Annotated in this window: 19 protein-coding genes; 4 read left to right on the top strand and 15 right to left on the bottom strand. The window is 69.4% G+C overall.

Translation table 11 applies throughout. The features are described 5' to 3' along the window. Window positions 1-399: 399 nt before the first annotated feature. A complete protein-coding gene (dtd, locus tag P1J78_RS20800; RefSeq protein WP_275569317.1) occupies window positions 400-843 on the bottom strand; it encodes a D-aminoacyl-tRNA deacylase in 444 nt (147 codons plus the stop codon). Continuing rightward, a complete protein-coding gene (locus P1J78_RS20795; RefSeq protein WP_275569316.1) occupies window positions 843-1766 on the bottom strand; it encodes a carbohydrate kinase family protein in 924 nt (307 codons plus the stop codon). Before P1J78_RS20795 ends, dtd begins: the two co-directional genes overlap by 1 nt. A gap of 152 nt (window positions 1767-1918) precedes the next feature. Between P1J78_RS20795 and P1J78_RS20790 the strand changes: the two genes are divergently transcribed. Beyond that, a complete protein-coding gene (locus tag P1J78_RS20790; protein WP_275569315.1) occupies window positions 1919-2335 on the top strand; it encodes an Hsp20/alpha crystallin family protein in 417 nt (138 codons plus the stop codon). Window positions 2336-2374: 39 nt separating this feature from the next. On the opposite strand, the gene P1J78_RS20785 is transcribed toward P1J78_RS20790, so the two are convergent. Genes P1J78_RS20785 through P1J78_RS20775 form a run of 3 tightly spaced genes read right to left on the bottom strand, consistent with a single transcriptional unit; the run spans window position 2375 to window position 5545 of the window. After that, entirely contained in the window at window positions 2375-3781 is a 1407-nt protein-coding gene (locus P1J78_RS20785; protein WP_275569314.1) for a hypothetical protein, read from the bottom strand. After that, a complete protein-coding gene (locus tag P1J78_RS20780) occupies window positions 3768-4436 on the bottom strand; it encodes a nitroreductase (RefSeq protein WP_275569313.1) in 669 nt (222 codons plus the stop codon). The genes P1J78_RS20785 and P1J78_RS20780 overlap by 14 nt, the downstream gene beginning before the upstream one ends. After that, the gene (locus tag P1J78_RS20775; RefSeq protein ID WP_275569312.1) at window positions 4433-5545 is read right to left on the bottom strand and encodes a TFIIB-type zinc finger domain-containing protein; all 1113 of its coding nucleotides are present in this window, start codon (window positions 5543-5545) and stop codon (window positions 4433-4435) included. The genes P1J78_RS20780 and P1J78_RS20775 overlap by 4 nt, the downstream gene beginning before the upstream one ends. Window positions 5546-5714: 169 nt before the next feature. Between P1J78_RS20775 and P1J78_RS20770 the strand changes: the two genes are divergently transcribed. Beyond that, window positions 5715-6251, top strand: a complete 537-nt coding sequence (locus P1J78_RS20770) for a hypothetical protein (protein WP_275569311.1) — start codon at window positions 5715-5717, stop codon at window positions 6249-6251. Between the two features lie 330 nt (window positions 6252-6581). Here P1J78_RS20770 and P1J78_RS20765 read toward each other — a convergent pair whose 3' ends face one another. From P1J78_RS20765 to P1J78_RS20730, 8 genes are all read right to left on the bottom strand, one after another. After that, on the bottom strand, window positions 6582-7067 hold the full coding sequence (locus P1J78_RS20765) for a cytochrome b (RefSeq protein WP_275569310.1): 486 nt from the start codon (window positions 7065-7067) through the stop codon (window positions 6582-6584). Window positions 7068-7171: 104 nt separating this feature from the next. Beyond that, window positions 7172-8302, bottom strand: a complete 1131-nt coding sequence (locus P1J78_RS20760) for an SPFH domain-containing protein (RefSeq protein ID WP_275569309.1) — start codon at window positions 8300-8302, stop codon at window positions 7172-7174. 99 nt (window positions 8303-8401) lie between these two features. Then, a complete protein-coding gene (locus P1J78_RS20755) occupies window positions 8402-9346 on the bottom strand; it encodes a DUF2927 domain-containing protein (protein ID WP_275569308.1) in 945 nt (314 codons plus the stop codon). Window positions 9347-9349: 3 nt separating this feature from the next. Then, on the bottom strand, window positions 9350-10543 hold the full coding sequence (locus tag P1J78_RS20750) for a toxic anion resistance protein (RefSeq protein ID WP_275569307.1): 1194 nt from the start codon (window positions 10541-10543) through the stop codon (window positions 9350-9352). 28 nt (window positions 10544-10571) lie between these two features. Beyond that, window positions 10572-11447: a 5-bromo-4-chloroindolyl phosphate hydrolysis family protein gene (locus tag P1J78_RS20745; RefSeq protein WP_275569306.1), complete on the bottom strand. Its 876-nt coding sequence runs from the start codon at window positions 11445-11447 to the stop codon at window positions 10572-10574. 2 nt (window positions 11448-11449) lie between these two features. Continuing rightward, window positions 11450-11653 (bottom strand): hypothetical protein, encoded by a 204-nt coding sequence (locus tag P1J78_RS20740; RefSeq protein ID WP_275569305.1) that lies wholly within the window; start codon window positions 11651-11653, stop codon window positions 11450-11452. 114 nt (window positions 11654-11767) lie between these two features. Beyond that, entirely contained in the window at window positions 11768-12601 is an 834-nt protein-coding gene (locus tag P1J78_RS20735) for a TerC family protein (protein ID WP_275569304.1), read from the bottom strand. Between the two features lie 156 nt (window positions 12602-12757). Then, the gene (locus P1J78_RS20730; protein ID WP_275569303.1) at window positions 12758-13597 is read right to left on the bottom strand and encodes a pseudouridine synthase; all 840 of its coding nucleotides are present in this window, start codon (window positions 13595-13597) and stop codon (window positions 12758-12760) included. Window positions 13598-13704: 107 nt separating this feature from the next. Here P1J78_RS20730 and P1J78_RS20725 point away from each other — a divergent pair, with 107 nt between their 5' ends. Beyond that, complete coding sequence (locus tag P1J78_RS20725; RefSeq protein ID WP_275569302.1) at window positions 13705-14157, top strand: nucleoside deaminase; 453 nt, start codon at window positions 13705-13707, stop codon at window positions 14155-14157. Between the two features lie 20 nt (window positions 14158-14177). On the opposite strand, the gene asnB is transcribed toward P1J78_RS20725, so the two are convergent. Both asnB and P1J78_RS20715 read right to left on the bottom strand, forming a co-directional pair. Further along, the gene (asnB, locus tag P1J78_RS20720; protein WP_275569301.1) at window positions 14178-15701 is read right to left on the bottom strand and encodes an asparagine synthase (glutamine-hydrolyzing); all 1524 of its coding nucleotides are present in this window, start codon (window positions 15699-15701) and stop codon (window positions 14178-14180) included. Window positions 15702-16204: 503 nt separating this feature from the next. Next, window positions 16205-16660, bottom strand: coding sequence for a DUF2267 domain-containing protein (locus tag P1J78_RS20715; RefSeq protein ID WP_275569300.1), 456 nt, complete (start codon window positions 16658-16660; stop codon window positions 16205-16207). 75 nt (window positions 16661-16735) lie between these two features. Between P1J78_RS20715 and P1J78_RS20710 the strand changes: the two genes are divergently transcribed. Then, window positions 16736-18517 (top strand): SLC13 family permease, encoded by a 1782-nt coding sequence (locus P1J78_RS20710; RefSeq protein WP_275569299.1) that lies wholly within the window; start codon window positions 16736-16738, stop codon window positions 18515-18517. Window positions 18518-19666 lie beyond the last annotated feature (1149 nt).

Below are 19666 nucleotides of genomic sequence, written 5' to 3'. Positions count from 1 at the left end.
CGGCGACATCTGCGATCTCTTCGAACCCGACGAATGCTGGAACTACTTCAAGGCCGCAGGATATGCCCACGATTAAACGCACGAAGCTCTAAGGCTTTGATGGGCGTTTCCGGCGGATGCGAGGTATGGAGGAATCCGCCTCCGTCCACGCCGCGGTCAGCAACCATTTCAACTCGGAGCGCAGCATCTACGCCCGAGCAAATTTCAAGCAAAACTGCGCAGCCGCTCTCGCCGAGTGGCGCGGTCTCTGCACGGAATAAGGGACAGCGTCACTGTCCAAGCTGAGACGTGTTAGAATTGGTCTTCCAGCACCGCCACGGAAACAATGTGCAGCCCGGAGACATAGGTAACAGATCCTCCCCATGACACGGGTGACGCTTCTAGCCCGCCGCCGGCGGTTCAGCCCGCGGTGTCCAGCCAGATGGTCACCGGCCCGTCGTTGACGAGGCTCACCTTCATGTCGGCGCCGAAGCGGCCGGTGGCGACGGGCACGCCCTGGGCCTGCATCCGGGCGGCGAAATGCTCGTAGAGGCGTTCGCCGTCGTCCGGTGCCGCGGCGGCGGAGAAGCCGGGGCGGTTGCCGCGCGAGGTGTCCGCTGCCAGCGTGAACTGGCTGACCACCAGCGCCGCACCGCCGGTGTCGGGGAGCGCGCGGTTCATCTTGCCCGCCTCGTCGGGAAAGATGCGAAGCTTGGCGATCTTCGCGGCCAGCCGGTCGGCCTCGGCCTCGCCGTCGCCCTGCATCGCGCAGACCAGGATCATCAGGCCCGGCCCGATCTCGCCGATCACGGCGCCGTCGACGCGGACCGCGGCCTCGGACACGCGCTGGATCAGCGCGCGCATCAGGACAGCTCCGCGCGCCAGGGCGGATTGGCGCCCGCGCGGCTGACGGTGACGGCGGCGGAGCGCACGCCGAGGGTCAGCGCGTCCCTCAGCACCCGGTTGTCGAGCGCGGCCAGCGCGTCCTTGGTCAGCGCGCCGGCCTCGTGCAGGGCGGCGAGCACCCCGGCGTTGAACGTGTCGCCCGCGCCCACCGTGTCGGCGACCTCGACCCGCGGCGCGGCGACCTGGACCTCGCCGGTCGCGGTGATGCCGCGGGCGCCCTTGCCGCCCTCGGTGATGCAGACGACCTTCGGCCCCATCCGCAGGATCTCCCGGGCGAGCGCGCCCGGCTCGCCGTCGCCCATGATCCAGCGCAGGTCCTCGTCGGAGACCTTCACGATGTCGGACAGCGCGATCATCCGTTCGACCCGGCCGCGATAGGCGGCCTCGTCGGCGATGAAGGAGGTGCGGATATTGGGGTCGATCATGATCGCCCGGTCGCCGGCCGCCCGCGTCGCCAGCGCCTCGAAGGCGGTGCCGCAGGGCTCGCCCACCAGGCTGATGCCGCCGAAGAACAGCGCCGAGACGTCGTCACCCAGCGGTGGCAGCGTCTCGGGCGTCATCATCCGCAGGGCCGTGCCCTCGTCGTAGAAGGCGTATGTCGCCTGGCCCTCGACCAGCTTGACGAAGGCCAGCGTGCAGGGCCGGTCGACGATGGGCGCGTAATCCGTCGAGACGCGGCTGTCGGCCAGCGCGTCCTGCAGCATCTCGCCGAACATGTCGCCAGCGAGTTCGCAGTAGAAGCCCGAGGGCGCCCCGAGCCGGCCCAGCGCGATCGCCGTGTTGAACACGGCGCCGCCGGAATAGGGGGCGAAGGCGTCCTCGCCGGCCTCGCTCGTCCGGGGCAGCATGTCGATCAGCGCTTCGCCGCAGCACAGGATCATCTGGCGTCTCCTTTGTTCGGTTCCCCTGATCTAGCCGCCTCTGCCGACAGGGGCAACGCGGCAGACGGTTGATGACCTGCATCAACGTCCCCAGATTCGCGCCGTGATAGGATCCGAGCGTGACTGACCCAACGGAGTGAAGGAGACCTGACATGGTTGAAAAGACCCACACTTCGGGCCTCTGGCCCGCGCTCTACGAACCGTTCCGCAACTTCGGCGCGCAGATCGCCGAGTGGCTTGCGCCGGCGTCCGAAGCCTCGACCAACGACAAGGCGTATCTGATCTCGGTGGAGCTGCCCGGCGTCGCCGACAAGGACATCGACGTTTCGGTCGACAACGGCGTCGTCACCGTGAAGGGCGAAAAGCGCACCGAGAAGGAGGACAAGGGCGAGACCTGGTATTTCAGCGAGCGTCAGTACGGCGCGTTCCAGCGCAGCTTCCGCCTGCCGCAGGACGCCGACGAGGGCGGTATCAAGGCCGACCTGAAGGACGGCGTGCTGACCATCACCGTGCCCAAGAAGGGGCCGGAGGCCGAGAAGGCCACCAAGGTCAGGATCAACGCGGGCTGAGTGCGCGCCCGGCGGGCGCCCGGCCGTCCGGGCCCCGCCTTAGAGCGCGGCGAAGATCAGCACCCAGGCCGACAGCACGCTGCCGGTGGCCAGGATATAGCCGCCGTTCCAGTTGAGCCCGACGCGCCGGGCCGAGACCCCCGCGAAGTTGCCGACCAGCATCGTCGTCGCGGTATAGGGCGACGTGGCGCCGCTCAGCGCCCAGCCTCCGGTGATCGCCACGACGAAATCCGTCGGGTCCAGGCCCAGCGCCGCCGCCTCGGGCAGCACCGGCGCGATCAGCGACACCGCGAGGATCGGGTTGGCGCCGATCTGGCCCGCCAGCGGCACCGCCCAGAACAGCGCCAGAAGGACCAGCCAGCCGGGCAGCGCGGCGATGTCCAGCCCCGAGGCCTCGATCACCGGCACCAGCAGGCGCGCGCCCAGCGTGCCGATGAAGCCCGCCATCATGATCAGCAGCAGCTCGCCCCGATAGCCGGGCATGTCCCGCACCAGGAACCCGCCGCCGCGCGCCAGCAGATGCCGCACCGGGCTGCGCTCCGCCTGGATCATCACCCAGCCGACCGAGATCAGCGGCACGACCAGCATCACCACCGCCACCGCGCGCAGCCCGGTCAGCAGGTGCAGCCCGCCCACCGCCACGACCAGGATCGCCAGCAGGCCGAGAAGCGGCCACATCAGCGACCAGTCGCCCTCCGGCGCCCGGCGGGCCGGGGGCGGGCGGCTGAGCTTCGGCTTGAAGATCGTGTCGAGCCCCCATCCGGCGCCGATGAAGACCAGCGTCGAGACGAGGCAGGGCAGCACCGCGCCGGCCCAGCTGGCGCCGGGGATCAGCGAGGTGGTGATCGCCATGGCAAAGGCCAGCGGCGACCAGGGCAGCGACGAGATGAAGCCCCGCTGGATCGCCAGCAGCATCCGCCGCGTGCGGTGATAGCGCAGCTCCGGGTCTGCCTCCTCGCGCGCGCTGGCCACCGCCAGCGAGCCCAAGAGCGCGATGGCGCCGTAGTTCAGCAGGAGCGCGAAGAGATGCGCGCCGGTGGTCAGCGCGAGATAGCGGCGGCCGGGCGGCTGGCGGGCCAGGAACTGGCCGCACCGGGTGATCGCGGGCGACGTGTCGGCGGCGTGGCGCAGGGTGGCGAGCGCGGTGAAGAAGGCGCCGATGAAGGCGGTCTTCTGCAGGCCGACCGAGTACTCCGCCCAGTGCGGCCCGTGGACGAGCGCCACCGCGACCGCCAGGCCCGCGGCCACGGCGAAGAAGATCTTCGCCGTTCGGCCCGGCCCCGGCAACAGCAGCAGCACGGCCGCCAGCGCCAGCACGTCCGCCGCCGTCTGCGCCGGGGCGACGCCGCCCCATTCCGCGCCGATGACGCACAGGGTCAGCGCCGCGAGCGTCGCGCCCGTCGCGCGCGCCCGCCAGCCCGGACTGCCGGCCTCAGCGCCGCTCAAGGATTTCGTCCAGCGGTGCGCGCTCGGTCCGGAAGCCGTTTGCGGGGGCGTTCGCGTCCTCGTAGCCGAAGGACAGCCCGCAGACGACCTGGCGGTTCTCGGGCAGGCCGAACCAGTCGCGCAGCAACGGCGCGTGGCCCGCGACGGCGGCCTGCGCGATGCTGGCGACGCCCAGCGCCTCGGCGGCCAGGGTGAAGGCGGTCACGAAGGCGCCGCAGTCGAGCACGCCATAGGCGCCCAGCTCGGCCTCGGTCGTCACCAGCCCGAAATGCGGCGCCCCGAAGAAGCGGAAGTTCTCCAGCATCTGCCGCGCAGAGGCCGCGCGGTCGCCCTTTTCGACGCCCACCGCCTCGTACAGCGCCCAGCCGCAGACCGAGCGGCGGGTCTTGTAGCGACCGGTATAGGCGGCGGGGAAGGGGATGTCGGGGGCGTGCCCCCCCTGCGCAGCCGCGGCATAGAGCGCCTCGCGCAGCCGGTCGGTCTCGTCGGGGGCGCACAGCGCCAGGTGCCAGGGCTGCGCGTTGCACCAGCTGGGCACCCGTCCCGCCGCCGTCACGATCCGGTCGATCACCGCGTCCGGCACCGGCTCCGGCCGGAAGGCGCGGCAGGAATGACGGCGGTGCAAAAGCGCCTCCAGCGTGTCGATCTCGCTCATTGGCTCTGCGCCACGAAATAGCCCACGACGCCGGCGACGATCAGGCCCAGCACCACGGCGACGGCGATCTTCCAGGCCGACCAGGGCCGCTCGCCCTGCACCCGGCCGGTGCGGCCGTTGACCACGAAGCGGTAGCTCTCGCCCCGGTACTTGTAGGCCGCGGTCCAGACTGGCAGCAGGATATGCTTGAAGGTCACGTCGCGGACCTCGGTTTCGATATGGTGGATGCGCTGCCGGTCGCCGCCGATGTCGAAGCGCACGTCGCGCGCGATGACACGGTCCATCTGGGCGCGCGCCTCGGTATAGCCCTCCTGCAGCTCCACCTGGTAGCCCTCGGCCCGGAACCCGGCGAGGTATTCCGGGCTGTAGGGGATCAGCGCCGACAGATCCCAGGGCGCCAGCCCGTCGGTGTAACGCTTGGGCAGCGACCTGGAGGCCAGCACCAGCACGTCGTCGAAGAACCGCGCCACGCGGCCCGATTTCGGCCGCCAGCGTATCCGCTGCTCGCTGACCTGCTGGGTCTTGCCGTCCCGGGTGACGGTGCGGGTGACGTAATAGACCGTCCCGCGCTCGCCCCGGTAGCTGGAGGCGGTGTCGGCGTCGAAGGTCCAGAACGGCACGTAGATGCCGTTCATCCGTCGCCCCTTGCGGGCGTACTCCTGCAAGCCGTTCGGCGCGAACCACAGCTTGCCCAGCCATTCGGTCATCGCCTTGTGCGCGTCGCGCTCCTCCAGCGCGAAGGGCAGAAGGCCCCGCGGCTTGATATGGCGGTGGGTGCCTGTGTCGGTGACCACCGGCGTGGCGCAGAACGGGCATTCCTTGGCGTGGAGGTCGGCGTCGAACGCGACCTGCGCGCCGCAGTTGGGGCAGGAGAGGACGCGGGTCTCCTCGATCTCCGCCTCGGGCAGATGCGCCTCAATGGCGGCGCGGAAGTCCAGCTCGCGGATGGCGCCGCCGGTGAACGGCTCGTCCAGCGGCTGGCTGTGGCCGCAATGGTCGCAGATCAGCCGGCCCGCGGCCGGGTCGAACCGCATGTCGGCGCCGCACTGGTCGCAGGGGAAGCGGTGCTCTTCGGTGGGGCGGGCGGGACCGGTCTCTGCGTCGTCCATGGCGTCGGGGAAATATCACGTCTTCGCGGGCTCGCCGGAAGACCTAGCACGCCCGCCCGGGCACTGGAACACGCGATTGCACGGTCTCGTCACGACGGCCCGCGGGGCGTTGAAACCGGGTGTCCGGGCTCTATGCTGGCGCCGGACCGCGACCTGCCGGAGAAGCCTCATGCCCCTGCGTATCCTGCTCGCCCTGTGCCTCGCCGCCCCCGCCCTGCCGGCGGCGGCGGACAGCGTGGCCTACCGCTTCGAATGGCCCGGCGCGGGGGGCTACGCGATGCGCGGCGCGCTGTCTTTCGATGCGGCGCTGATGGGCACGCAGCGGGTGCTGGAGACCGACGTGCAGTGCTTCGTGATCGAGGGCTATCACCAGGAGGAGCGGATCGGACGCTGGGCGCTGGGGATGAAGGACGAGGAGACGACCTGGCGGCTCACCTTCGATCCGGTGCTGGAGGAATTCGTGGTCTGGGGCCCGCAGGCGCCGATGCCGCAGGCGTGGAACATGGACGGCGGCGGCTATGACTGCGGGCCGGAGGGCTTCGGCTTCAACATCGGCAACGCCGCGCAGGATCTCTGCGTGAACGGCGACCTGATCGAGCAGAGCCAGGTCGACCCGGCGCGCGCCTTTCCGGCCGAGCGCGACGACGACTACCCGTTCCCGGCCGACGCCTGCCGCGCCGAGATGCTGATGAGCCGCCTGCGCTGAGCCGGCCGCGATCGAGCGGAGCGCTTCCGCGCAAGATTTTTTCTGAAATCGGCGAGGCGTCGCACTTGCCCGGCGTCGCACGGTCGGCCCGGGCCGGCCGCCTCCGGCGGGAGTATTTTCGGCCAGAAGAAGCAACGGGCCGTTTATCTTGAACTGTCATGATCGGCCTTGCGGTACGGGCGGGCGCGCCGACGACCGCGCCAGGAGAAGGCCCCCTGCTTCGACACTGGAGCAGGGGGCTGACCCCATGCTTCTTCTGGCCGGAAATACTCCCGCCGGAGGCATGAAGGTTTCGGCGCGCAGGCTGTGTCCCGGGCGACCGGGGACGGCTTACGCTCGTCCGCGGGTCATGCGCGACAGGGTGCCGTCGCGCAGCACCGCCTGGTGAAAGACCGCCACCGCGGCGTGGGCCAGCGCCACGAGCACCAGCGCCGTGGCCAGCATCTCGTGCAGCTCGCCCGCCGGCTCGATCCCGCCGAAGGCGCGCGCCATGCCCGCCAGCGGCGCCGCCAGCATCAGCGCATAGAGCAGCCGGTGCCCCCACTCCGCGGCCCTGCGCGCAAGCGGCGGCGTTCCGGCCACCGGCTCGGGCACGCCGCGCATGGCGCGGTGGACGATCCGCACCAGCAGCAACGCGAAAACGGCGAGTCCCAGCGCCACATGCAGCGGCATCGGCCCGATCATGAGACCGTCGGGCTCGCTCCGGCCCGGCTCCCGCTCCATCTGTTCGTGGGTGAACCAGGCGCCGGCGATCAGCAGGGCGATGGCCCAGTGCAGGCCGATCTGGAGCCGGGAATAGGTAGCGGGTCTGGACATGGCATACTCCTTTGCGTGGACCCCGAAACGCGCGTTCCGGTGGTATCACGCACCGGCCCGGGCATTCCGTCGCGCCGGGCACGATGTTTCCGCGCCGGGCCGTGTCAGACCCCGGGTGGCGGGGGCGGGGGCATCACGGTGAAGAGCTGCGCCAGTTCGGCCACGTCGTCGGCCTTCAGCCAGCCGTCCTGCCCGGCGGTCCAGACATAGGTTTCGCGCGTCAACTCGCCGGTCGCGGCCATCCGCCCCAGCGACGCCTTGGAGAACGGGCCTTTCGTCTCGCCGTGTTCGGCGATGTGCCAGACCTTTTCCTGCGGCGGCGGGGGCGGGGCCGGCGCGGCCGACGGGCCGGGGCCGGCCTGCGGCGTGCCGCCGGGGCGCGCGCCCCACGGGCCCATGCCCTGCGCCATCGCCATCCCCATCCCGGCGCCGAGCCCCGCCGCCATGCCACCGCCCGCCGGGTTCTGCGCCGCCTGCGTCATCGCCTCGGCCGCCGAGAACTGCGTGTAGCGGCCGAGATCGCCCACGATCCCCATCGAGGTGCGCTTGTCCAGCACCTGCTCCACTGCCGCGGGCAGCGAGACGTTCTCGATATAGAACTCCGGGATCGACAGGCCGTAATCGGCCACGATGGGCGAGATCTCGGCGGCGATCATCTTGCCCAGGTCGGCCGTGTTCGCCGCCATGTCCAGCACCGGGATGCCGGAGCCGGCGATCACGCGGGAGAACTCCTGCACGATGATGTTGCGGATCTGAAAGCTGATCTCGTCCATCGTGAACTCGCCGTCGGTGCCGACGATCTCGGTCATGAACCGGCGCGGGTCGGTCACGCGGACGGCATAGGTGCCATAGGCGCGGATGCGGGTCGGCCCGAACTCCGGATCGCGCAGCATGATCGGGTTCTTGGTGCCCCATTTCAGGTCGGTGAAGCGGGTGGTGCTGACGAAGTAGATCTCGGACTTGAACGGGCTCTGGAAGCCGTGGTCCCAGTGCTGCAGCGTCGTCATGATCGGCATGTTGTTGGTCTCGAGCATGTAGAGACCGGGGGTGAACACGTCCGCCAGCTGCCCCTCGTGGACGAAGACCGCCGCCTGGCCCTCGCGCACCGTCAGCTTGGCGCCGTACTTGATCTCGTGGCCATGCCGCTCGAACCGCCAGACCATGGTATCGCGGGTGTCGTCCGTCCAGTGAATGACGTCGATGAATTCGCCGCTGAGAAAGTCGAAAATGCCCATGCCGGAGCCTCCAGTGCCGTATGCGGCAAGCTGTAGCAAATGGCGGTGTGGCGCACTAGCGAAACCGGCCCGTCAGCGCCCGGTCGGGCGGCGTCCGCCTCAGCTTTCGCCGCCCAGAAGCTCGGCCGCGATCTCCTCTGCCACCGGCCGGGCCTCGCGGATCGTCATCCCGCTGCGCATCCGCGGGTCGTACAGCATCTTCAGAAGCAGCTCGTCATGCGTCGTCAGCAGGCCGAACTCCTCGTCGTCGTTGAACACCGACGGCCGCGCCATCGGGCTGTCGTTGGACAGCCCCAGCCCCTGGGCCAGCTCCTCGTGGATGCAGGAGCGGCGCAGCAGGTCGGGATGCTCGCCCCGGATCACCGCGACGGCCTGGGTGTAGGAGCCGTTGTCGTCGGGGTCGCGCGCGAAGACCAGGCAGAAGGTCGACCGCCGCATGTTCTGCACGGTGTTGATCGCGCCCTGGCTGATGTCGGGGACGATGGCGCGCAGCTGCGGCCCGATCCGGCGGCGCTCGTCCTCGTTCACCACGAAGACATGGAAATTCGCGCCGCCGCGCTCGGTCAGGGTGATCCGCAGCCCGGTCAGCCGCGCCAGCCGCGCGGCATAGCTGGCGATCTCGGCGCGATCCGCCTCGCGCTGATCTTCCGGCACGCTCTCGCCGAAGCGCACCGCCATCCGGATCGGCTCGTTCCAGCGGTGCAGGCGGCTTTCGGTCTGCTGCGCCACCAGCGCCCCGCCGATATTGGTGAATTCCTCGTAAAGCGCGATGCGGATGAAGTTGTCGACCAGCTGCCGCTCGGTGAACGGCGTGTCCGGCCCGCCGCCGTCGACCCGCAACAGCCCCTGCGCGGTCAGGTCGGACTGCACCCGCGCGTAATAGGCCGACAGCTCGCGGCTCTCCGCCGAGGGCTCGACGATCTCGGGCGCGGCCAGCCCCGCGGGCCGGGCGGCCGGCGGCGGCGAGGTGCGGACCGTGTCGTCACAGGCCGACAGGGCGGTCAGCCCCGCCAGTCCCGCCGCTATGCCCTGCCGCCATGCCACCCGTCAGGCCTTGGGAACCGCTGTGCCGGCGGTGTCGCCCACCCCGTCGCCGCGCGCCTTGGCGGCGGCCAGCGTCTCGCGCAGCTCGGTCTCCATCTTGCGAAGCTCCTCTTCGGCGGCGGCGCGCTTGGTCTTGCCCTCGTCGGCGATCTGCAGCGATTCCTCGATCGTCGCGATCAGATCCGCGTTGGCCTTCTTGATCGCCTCGATGTCGAACACGCCGCGCTCCATTTCCTCGCGCACCGTCTTGTTGGCCGCGCGCAGGTTCTCGGCATTCGCGGTCAGAAGCTCGTTGGTCAGGTCGCTCGCCTCGCGCACCGCCTTGGCCGCCTCGGACGAGCGCTGAATCGTCACCGCCTGCGCAAGTTGCGTCTCCCACAGCGGGACGGTGTTGACCAGCGTCGAGTTGATCTTGGTGACCAGGCTCTTGTCGTTCTCCTGCACAAGCCGGATCGAGGGCAGGGACTGCATCGTCACCTGGCGGGTCAGCTTCAGGTCGTGCACCCGCCGCTCCAGGTCGTCGCGGGCAGCGCGCAGGTCGCGCAACTCCTGCGCCTGCATCACCCCGTCCTCTTCCGGGGCGGCCTCGACCTCCTTTTCCTTGGCGGGGATCGTGGTGGCGTCCAGCTCGGCCAGCTTCTCCTCGCCGGCGGCGATGTAAAGCGCCAGCTCGTCGTAGAAATCCAGCGTCTTCTCGTAGAGCAGATCCAGCGACTTGATGTCCTTCAGAAGCTTGTGCTCGTGGCCCAGAAGGCTGTCGGTGATCCCGTCGATCTGGCCCTGCACGTCCTCGTAGCGGGCGACGAACTTGGCCATCGGCGCCATCTTGCCGGTCAGCTTCTCCCACCAGGTCCGCTTGCGCCGCACGTCCAGCTCGCCGACCGAAAAGCCGCGGATCGTGGTGACGATGTCGCGCAGGCTGTCGCCCGCCGGGCCCACATCCTTGTTGCGCACGTCGGTCAGCATCGACTGGCTGATCTGCTGCAGCTCGGCCTGCGCCGCCGATCCGAAGGAGATGATCGAGTTCGAATCGGTGATGTCGATCTCGTCCATCCGCTTCTTGATCTCGGCCGCGGTGGGCGCGTCGGCGTCCTTCATCGGCACCAGCTCCGCCTTCGGTTCCGGCAGGAGCACGGCGGTGACGTCCTCGACTTGCTTCAAGTCTTCCTCTGCCTTGCGGCGTACGGCTTCGGCCATGGTTCAAACCCCCAGATTGGTCCCCATCCTATTCCGGCCGCACGCCTTCGCGGGCGAGCCTGTCGCGCAGAACCTCTATCTCGATATCCAGATCGGTACGATTGTCGGACAGCAGTTTTTCGGTCTGTGCGCTGAAATTCGCCTCCAGGTCGTCGAGCAGCGCCTCGTAGTCGGCCCGCGCGCCGTCGTCGCCGGTGCGGGCGTAGAGATCGGCGAACTTCACCGTCGCGTCGCGCGCGCCCAGAAGGTAGACGCTGAGATACTTGCGCGCCGCGGTCAGGTCGCGCGGGTCGTTCTCGATGGTGCGGAACATCTCGCGCACCGTGGCCTGGAACCGCTGCACCCGCTTTTCCAGGTTGCGGTTGTTGGCGCGCAGGATCGCGTCCTGCATCGCCTTCAGGTGCTTCTCCGCCTCGTCCACGGCGCGTGCCACGCGGTCCGACTGGAAGGCGTCGACCCCCTCGGCGCCCTTGTCGCGCAACGGGTCCGGCCCGAAGGCCAAAAAATGCAGCACCAGCCCCAGCCCGGCGAAGATCGCCGGGTTCAGAAGGCTCGCCTCGGGCGCATAGCCGGCCACGGCCAGCCCCGCGCCGATCAGCACCGCGCCGAAGATTTTGCGCGGGATGCCGGGCTTTCGCGCCACTTTGCGCGCGTCGTATTCCGCCTCGGCGCGCAGCCCCTCGCGCGTGAGCCACGCCGCGCCGATCAGCAGGCCGAAGGCGACGAGGTTCTGCGCCAGCCCCACCGGGTCGCGGAAGAAGGCCGAGATCACCAAGGGCACCGGCGCCGCGAACAGCAGCCCGGCCTTGCCGCTGGCCCGGACCGCGCGGCGGGCGGGCTTCGGCGCGGCGGGGGCGCGCTTGCCGTCCCCGGGGCTGTATCGGCCGCCGTAGCGTTCGGCCATGCTCAGGCGCCCCCCCAGATCGAGACGTAGAGGATCAGACCGATCAGCAGCGCATAGGCCAGTTTCGGCAGCATCGACTCCTCGGCCATGCCGAGCCCCTTTCCCGCGTCCGCCGCCGACAGCGCCCGGCGCAGGACCAGCGCCACCAGGGCAAGGCCGCCCAGCAGGATTGCGACGAAGACGACGGCCAGAACGAGTCGTGCCAAGAGCGGGCCCTCCTTTGCTCGTGCAGAAGGGTAGGGCATTTGGGCGCAAGCGGCCAGCGGGCATTGCGGGCGGGGCCGGGCCGGGCGCGCACCCGGCCCGGCGGGCAGGCGACCTTACCGCATCTCGCGCCGGGCCGCCGCCGCGCGCCGTTCTGCCGCCAGCTTGCGCGAATAGCCGGCCTGCACCGCCTCCACCGCGAACAGCACGACGACCGAGAAATAGAAGGTCGATTTCGACATCGGCACGATCTCGAAGCCGAAGACATGCAGCGCCAGCGCCGGGTCGTGCGCCGCATGCGCCGCCGCCTGGCCGGCCTCGCCCAAGAGCACAACGCCCACGATCAACAGGATGAACAGGCCCAGCACCTCGAACATCCGGTTCTTCGACAGAAACGCCGTCACCCCGTCGGCCAGCACCAGCATCGCCGCCCCCGACAGCAGGATGGCGAAGGCCAGCACCGCGAACACGTCGGTGATCGCCAGCGCCGACAGGATCGAATCGAACGAGAAGATCAGGTTCATCATCACGATCAGGACGATCACCCGCGCCGCCGACATGCCGCGTTCGTTGCCGCCGATATCGGCGTCGAGATGGTCGAGCGACAGCATGTGCGCGATCTCCTTCACCGCCGTGTACATGATGAACACGCCGCCGAAGACGAAAACGATCGTGGCGAAGTTCACGCCGCCCTCCAGCACGCCCTCCCAGGTCATCACGAAGAACGGCTCGGCCAGGACCTCGATCAGGTGCACCATCGCGAACAGCAGCACCACGCGCAGCGCCACGGCGATCACGATGCCCCAGAGCCGCACCGCCTTCTGCTGCGCCAGCGGCGCGCGTTTCGACTGGATCGAGATGTAGAGCAGGTTGTCGAAGCCCAGGACGGCCTGCAGGAAGCACAGCATAAGCAGGTTGCCCAGGTTCGTGAGCGTGAAAAGGTCGGCCATCGGTCGCGTCCCGTTTTCGTGATTGGTGATCTGCCGGAACCTTAAGCGCCCCTCCACGGGGAACAAGGCCCCCGCCGCCCGGGCGCCGTTTTCTTGGCAAGAAAACGATCCGGATCATTGCCAATGATCCGCACCGGAATATTCCCAATATTCCGGCTACCGCGGCCGGCCGCGCCCCGCGCCTGGCTTCGGGCCCCGCTTCGGCCCCGACTTCGGGCCCCGCTTCGGGCCAGACTTAGGCTTCTGCTCCGCCGCCTCCGGCCCCGCGCCCAGCCCCAGCTGGTCGCGCAGCACCCGGCCCTTGACCTCGCTGACCTCGCCGGTCTTCAGCTTGCCCAGTTGGAACGGCCCGTAGCTCACCCGGATCAGCCGGTTCACGCTCAGCCCCACCGCCTCCATCGCCCGGCGGATCTCGCGGTTCTTGCCCTCGCGGATCCCCACCGTCAGCCAGGCATTCGCCCCCTGCTGCCGGTCGAGCGTCACTTCCATCGGCTGGAACCGCTCGCCCTCGACTTCCATCCCCGCCCGCAACGGCGCCAGCACCGCGTCGTCCGGCGTGCCCTTCACCCGCACCCGGTAGCGCCTCAGCCACCCGGTCGAGGGCAGTTCCAGCCGCCGCTTGATCCCGCCGTCATTGGTCAGAAGCAACAGCCCCTCGGAACTCAGGTCCAGCCGCCCCACGCTCATCACCCGCGGCATCCCCGCGGGCAGCGCGTCGAACACCGTCGTGCGCCCCTGCTCGTCCCGCGCGCTGGTCACCAGCCCGGCGGGCTTGTGATACAGCCACAGCCGCGCCGGCTCGGCAGCCGCCAGCGCCTTGCCGTCCACCTCCACCTTGTCGCGGCCCGTCACGTTCAGCGCCGGGCTGTCGATCACCTTGCCGTTCACCGCCACGCGACCGGCCGCGATCATCCGCTCGGCCTCGCGCCGGCTGGCCACGCCGGCGCGCGCCAGCACCTTGGCGATCCGCTCGCCGGGGGGAGAAGAGTGTTCCATGCCACGGGCTCTACCGCGCCGCGACCGCCGAGGGAACCGGCGATCCGCGCCCCTCGGCCGGAGAGCGATGCGCTGGCGCTTTCCGCCGCGGTGCGCGATGAGGGCGTATGAGCCGATTCACCAGCCACATGACGCTCGCCCTGGACGAAGCCCGCGCCGCCGCCGCCCGCGGCGAGGTGCCGGTGGGCGCGGTGCTGGTCGACCCCGCGGGCCATGTCGCCGCCCGCGCCGGCAACCGCACCCGCGAGCTGTCGGACCCCACGGCGCATGCCGAGATCCTCGTCCTCCGCGCCGCCTGCGCCGCCGCCGGGTCCGAGCGGCTGCCCGGCCACGCGCTCTATGTCACGCTGGAACCCTGCCCGATGTGCGCCGCCGCCATCGGCTTCGCCCGCATCGCCCGGCTGGTCTATGGCGCGGCGGACCCGAAATCGGGCGGCGTCGCCCACGGCCCCCGCGTCTTCGCCCACCCGCAGGCGCATCACGCTCCCGAGGTGGTCGACGGCATCGCCGCGGCGGACTGCGAGGCGCTGCTCAGGGACTTCTTCGCGGCCCGGCGGTGACGCCCGCGGCCGCCCGTGCCTCACACCGCCACCCGCGCCTCGGTCCAGGTCGCCGCGTTCGCCAGCACCCGGTCGGCATCGACGAAACGCGCGCGCAGGATGCGCTCGTAAAGCGCGCCCTCCTCCTCGCGGCTCACCGGCCGGTCCACGCCCAGCATCTGCCGCAGCGCGGCCTGCAGCGCGTCCACCGTGCCGGACCCCTCGTCGAACTGCGCCTTCTTGCGCCAGACGAGCTCCGCCGGCAGCAGATCGGCGCAGGCCTTGCGCAGGATCCACTTCTCCGTCGTTTCGCCGGTCGACTCTACGGCCTCCGGGTCGGTGCGGCACAGCTTCAGTTCCGCCGGCACCGCCTGCGCGAAGTCGATCAGCTCGCGGTCGAGGAACGGCGTGCGGCCCTCCAGGCTCTCGGCCATGGTGATCCGGTCCACCCGCTGCAGGTTGATGTTGTGCATCGTCCCCAGCGACCGCGTAAGCTCGTCGGCCAGCGCGCGCGGCTCGTCCACATAGGCATGGTGATAGGTGTAGCCCGCGAACAGCTCGTCCGCGCCTTCGCCGGTCAGCACCGCCTTCACCGCCTCGCGCGCCAGCCGCGCGGCGAAGAGCGTGGGCACCGCGCTGCGCACCAGGTCGATATCGCAGGATTCCAGGTGATAGATCACGTGGTCCAGGTTCGCGGCCACGTCCGCGGCGGTGAACGCCCGCTCGCGGTGGTCCGAGCCGATATGCGCGGCCACGGCGCGGGCGGCCAGCAGGTCGGGCGCGCCCTTCATCCCGACGGAAAAGGTCTTGAGCGGCGGCCGCCCCGTCTCCTGCCGCACCTTCTGCGCGATGGCGGCGATGATCGAGCTGTCGAGCCCGCCCGACAAAAACGAGCCGACCTCGACATCGGCCACCATCCACTTGGCCACGGCCTCTTCCAGCACCAGCCGCAACTCGTGCGCGGTGTGGTCCACGTCCAGCCCCGGCTCCGCCACCGCCGCGCCGTGCGGGGTACGGTACCATTGCCGCCAGCCGTCGCGGCTGTCGTAGAGCCCGCCGGGCGGCACATGCTCCACCGCGTCGACCGGCACCCCGTCGAACGCCTTCAGCTCCGAGGCAAAGGCCAGCCCGTCGCCCAGCCGCGCCATGTAGAGCGGCTTGATCCCCAGCGGGTCGCGGGCGGCGACGATCCGGTCGCGGGTGGCCAGCACGAAGGCGAACATGCCGTCGAGCTTGCTGATCCAGCGGCTGGCGCCGGAGCGGAACAGGTGCAGGATCGTCTCGCTGTCGGTCGCGGTCTCGAACGCGCCTTCGCCGAGGATCGCGCGCAAATCCTCGTGGTTGTAGATCTCGCCGTTGACGACGAGCAGGTCGTCGGTCTGGTGGATCGGCTGCGCGCCGTCCTCGGTCCCGATGATCGACAGCCGGCAATGCGCCATGACGACCGGCGCATCGGGCAGCCGCGCCACGGCGACGGCGTCGGGGCCGCGATGGGCGATCTGGCGGATCATCTTCTGGGCGAGGCTCTCGTCGCCGACCTTCCAGAGACACACGAAGCCGCACATCCGGTCCTCCTCCCCTCACTGCGCCCCGCCGGGGTCGTCGCCCCTTGTATGGCATGGCCGCCCGGGGAAGGCATCCCGGGTGCGGGGAAAATGGGCGGGGGGCGCCCGCAAGACGGCATGGTGCGGACAGGCCATCGCGCGACGCGGCACCGGATCGGTCGTGGGCGATGTCCACCTGCCTCGCGCGGCGCACCGCCGTGCAGCCCCGGCCGTTCGGCAGTCCCTCCGGGGGCCACGGCCCGGCCTCACGCCGGGGGCGGCGCGTCTGGCGCGGACAGCGTCAAGTGTCCGACATACATGCTTATGTCTCCGGCATCGCAAAGCGCGACCGTGCCCCGGCGGCGCGGCGCTGCACCGCGGTCCGTTCGATCAGGGGGCCGCTATCCGGCAACGCCGAAGTGGTGGTGTCGTGTCGCACGGACAGGCCGCGGACTGTTACCGCTATCTATAATGCAATCAGCGCCTTACACCCCCGTCCAACCTCGGACACCCCGCGCCGGGGCTCACGGAAACCGCCGCTCCAGCTCCTTCGGATCGACCCCCTCGACGGCCCAAAACGCCTCCGCCTCCGGCCCGATCCGCGCCAGCACGTCGTCCAGGTCCCGTTGCCGGACATGCCGGCGCAGGGCCCAGGCCACCGCCTCGATGCAATGGTCCGGCGTCAGGTTGTGGTCCTTGCGGACCGCCTTCGCGTCGGCCACCTGTTCGGCCCGGCTCCCCCAGTCCGCCGGCGCCTCGGGCCGCCACCGGTAGACGAAGATCGCCCGCAGCACCGCCGGCAGCACGTCGGCAAAGGCCAGCCCCTGCGCCACGGTCAGCCGCCGCCGGAAGGTCTGCAGCACGCCGTCGACGGCGGTGTAGGCCATGTTGTCCGACCCCAGGTCCAGCCGCTCCCGGGCATCGGCCAGGAACGCCTGCCAGTCCCTGGTCGCGGTGCGGTAGGCATGGGGCATCGGCATCGCATCAGCCTGCCGCAGCCCGCCGGGCTACTCAACCCGGTTCAGCTTTGCCGCGCCCCGGTCTATCGTCGCGCCATGACCACCGACCAGATCATCCTCTTCGCCCTGTTCGTCACCGTCTTCGGCCTGCTCCTCTGGGGCCGGTTCCGCTACGACCTCGTCGCCTTCGCGGCGCTGATGGCGGGGGTCGTCCTGGGCGTGGTCCCGTCGGACGAGGCCTTCTCCGGCTTCGGCCACCCCGCCACGCTGATCGTGGCGCTGGTCCTCGTGGTCTCGGCCGGGCTGGTGAACTCGGGCGCGGTCCACCTGATCACCCGGACCATGGTCGACAGCTCCCGCGCGCTGGGCGGCCATATCGCGACCATGGGCGCGGTGGGGGGCGTGCTGTCGGCCTTCATGAACAACGTGGCCGCGCTGGCGCTGCTGATGCCGGTGGACATCCAGACCTCGAAGAAGGCCGGCCGGCCGCCGGGGCTGTCGCTGATGCCCCTGTCCTTCGCGACGATCCTGGGCGGCATGGCCACGCTGATCGGCACGCCGCCCAACATCATCATCGCCTCGATCCGCGGCGAGCGGCTGGGCGAGCCCTTCGCGATGTTCGACTTCGCCCCGGTCGGCGCCGTGACCGCGGCCGTGGGGCTCCTGTTCGTGGCGCTGGTCGGCTGGCGGCTGATCCCGTCGACGGTGGCCGAGGACACCGCCGACGCCCTGAACGAGGCGGTCTATATCGCCGAGCTGACGGTGCCGAAGGACTCGAAGCTGATCGGCACCCGCCTGTTCGAGCTCTACGACGACGCCGAGAAGGCCGACGTGGCGATCCTCGGCCTGGTCCGGAACGGCAAGCGGCTCTACGGCGACCAGCGCTCGACCCGGCTGGCGGCCGAGGACGCGCTGGTCCTGCAGGCCGAGCCGGATTCGCTGGACGAGTTCCGCGCGGCCAAGTCGCTGAACTTCGCCGAGGCGGCGCGCGAGGAGAAGCTGATGGCCGAGGCGGAGGGGCTGTCGAAGATCGAGGTCGTGGTGCCCGAGGACGCCCGGATCGACGGCAAGACGGCTTTGTCGGTGGGGCTCAACTGGCGCCGGCGGGCGGTTCTTCTGGGCATCTCCCGGAAGGGCGCGGCGATCAAGAGCCAGGTGCGGCGGACGACGGTGCGGGCCGGCGACATCCTGCTTCTGCTGGTGCCGAAGGGGACCGAGGCGGAGGTGACCGACTGGCTGGGCTGCCTGCCCCTGGCCGAGCGGGGGCTGGCGGTGACCCAGACCTCGAAGATGTGGCTGGCCATCGGCCTGTTCGGCGCGGCGGTCGCGGCGGCCTCGCTGGGGCTGATCTATCTGCCCGTGGCGCTGGGGATCGTGGTGGTGGGCTACGCCCTGACGCGGATCGTGCCGCTGAGCGAGCTTTACGACCATATCGAGTGGCCGGTCGTGGTGCTTCTGGGCTCGATGATCCCGCTGGGCGCGGCGCTGGAGGACTCGGGCGGCACCGAGCTGATCGCCGGCGCGCTGGTGGGGCTGACCGAGGGGCTGCCGGCCTGGGCGATCCTGGCGGTCTTGATGGTGGTGACGATGACCCTGTCGGACATCCTCAACAACACGGCCACGGCGATCGTGGCGGCGCCGGTGGGGATCACCATGGCCGAGCGGCTGGGGGTGGACCCGGACCCGTTCCTGATGGCCGTGGCGGTGGCCGCCTCCTGCGCCTTCCTGACCCCGATCGGGCACAAGAACAACACCCTGATCCTGGGGCCGGGGGGCTACCGGTTCGGGGATTACTGGCGGATGGGGCTGCCGCTGGAGATCATCGTGGTGGTCGTCTCGGTGCCGGCGATCCTGGTGTTCTGGCCGCTGGGCGGGTAGGTGTCCGAGGTTGGACAGGGGGGTAAGTGACTGAAATGACTGTGGATAGCGCTAACGGAGACCGGGTCGGGAAGGGTGTCCAAGCGCGCCTGTGTCGTCTGCGGGACGGGCCGACACCATGGAGGGTTTTGCCTGTGGGGTCCGACCACGGTAACTCGTTGATCTTGGGTTCTGGCGTCGGAGCGGGCAGACTCCGCTGTTTCTGGCGCGCAGGTCGTGGCAAGAGGTATTGTCCGGTGTGCGGGACAAACCAGACATCCAATGCACGGCAGCTTCCGGGGCAGGGCACAAACGGTCGTTATCGCCGGTGACGGAAACGCATGAGTTTTGGCAAACACTGCCTGGCGGCATCCGCCGTGGTCATCAAAATCAACGTAGGCAGTAGCAAACGGCGACTGCTGTTGTTCCGGTCTCATCGAAGACATGCCATTTTAGCGCCTCCGTGGCCCCCGTGTATCTCGTTTCGGCCTCTACTCTGACGACGCTGCGCGGCGCGTTTGAGAGGCAAATTTCGTTTTCTATGTTATCTCGGTAGGCAATGTTCAGCCCTACTGTTCCGGGATTGCAGTCCGCCAAAGGTGGCGACGAGGCAACGGGAACAAGTTGCTCACCCTCAAGCATGTCAGGTGCCTCTGCCCTGTGCTCCTCCTGTTTCCTCTTCCATACGTTTGTAATGGACATGTCTGGCCCCCACCGAGCACTGACCTGATCTCCGTATCCAGATACCAGGATTTCCATGTCTCCGCTCTTTCCATCGTCTTGTTGCCATGTTGCCGGAAACAGGATGAAACCCGACCCTGGTGGACCCCCGCCTACTATCGCAATACTTCCCGATGCCCGGCCGGGCGTATTGGAATATCGAGCGTATCGACCGGTCTGGTTAAACTCAATGCTGCCCCAGGCATCATCGTCTTCCCAAACAGTGTCGCCCAGATTTTCTTCCAACCATCTCATCTCGACTTCGGTGAGCTTCCGAAACGGCTTCGGGGGATCCGAATTGCTCCAAACTGGGAGGAAAGCGGACACGCTTGCCAAGAAAGCAATGGGGGCGAGCATCGTTAGAGCGTTTTCCGATCAATCTGCATCGTATCCGCAGGCGGCGAAGTAGTTTTCGCATTCCTGGTGCGTGAAGCAGTCGATGAGTTCGCC

This window comes from Psychromarinibacter sediminicola (assembly GCF_029168335.1).
In the GTDB taxonomy this organism is placed as follows: domain Bacteria; phylum Pseudomonadota; class Alphaproteobacteria; order Rhodobacterales; family Rhodobacteraceae; genus Psychromarinibacter; species Psychromarinibacter sediminicola.
The sequence above is the reverse complement of the archived record's forward strand: the minus strand, read 5'-3'. Positions and strand labels throughout refer to the sequence as shown.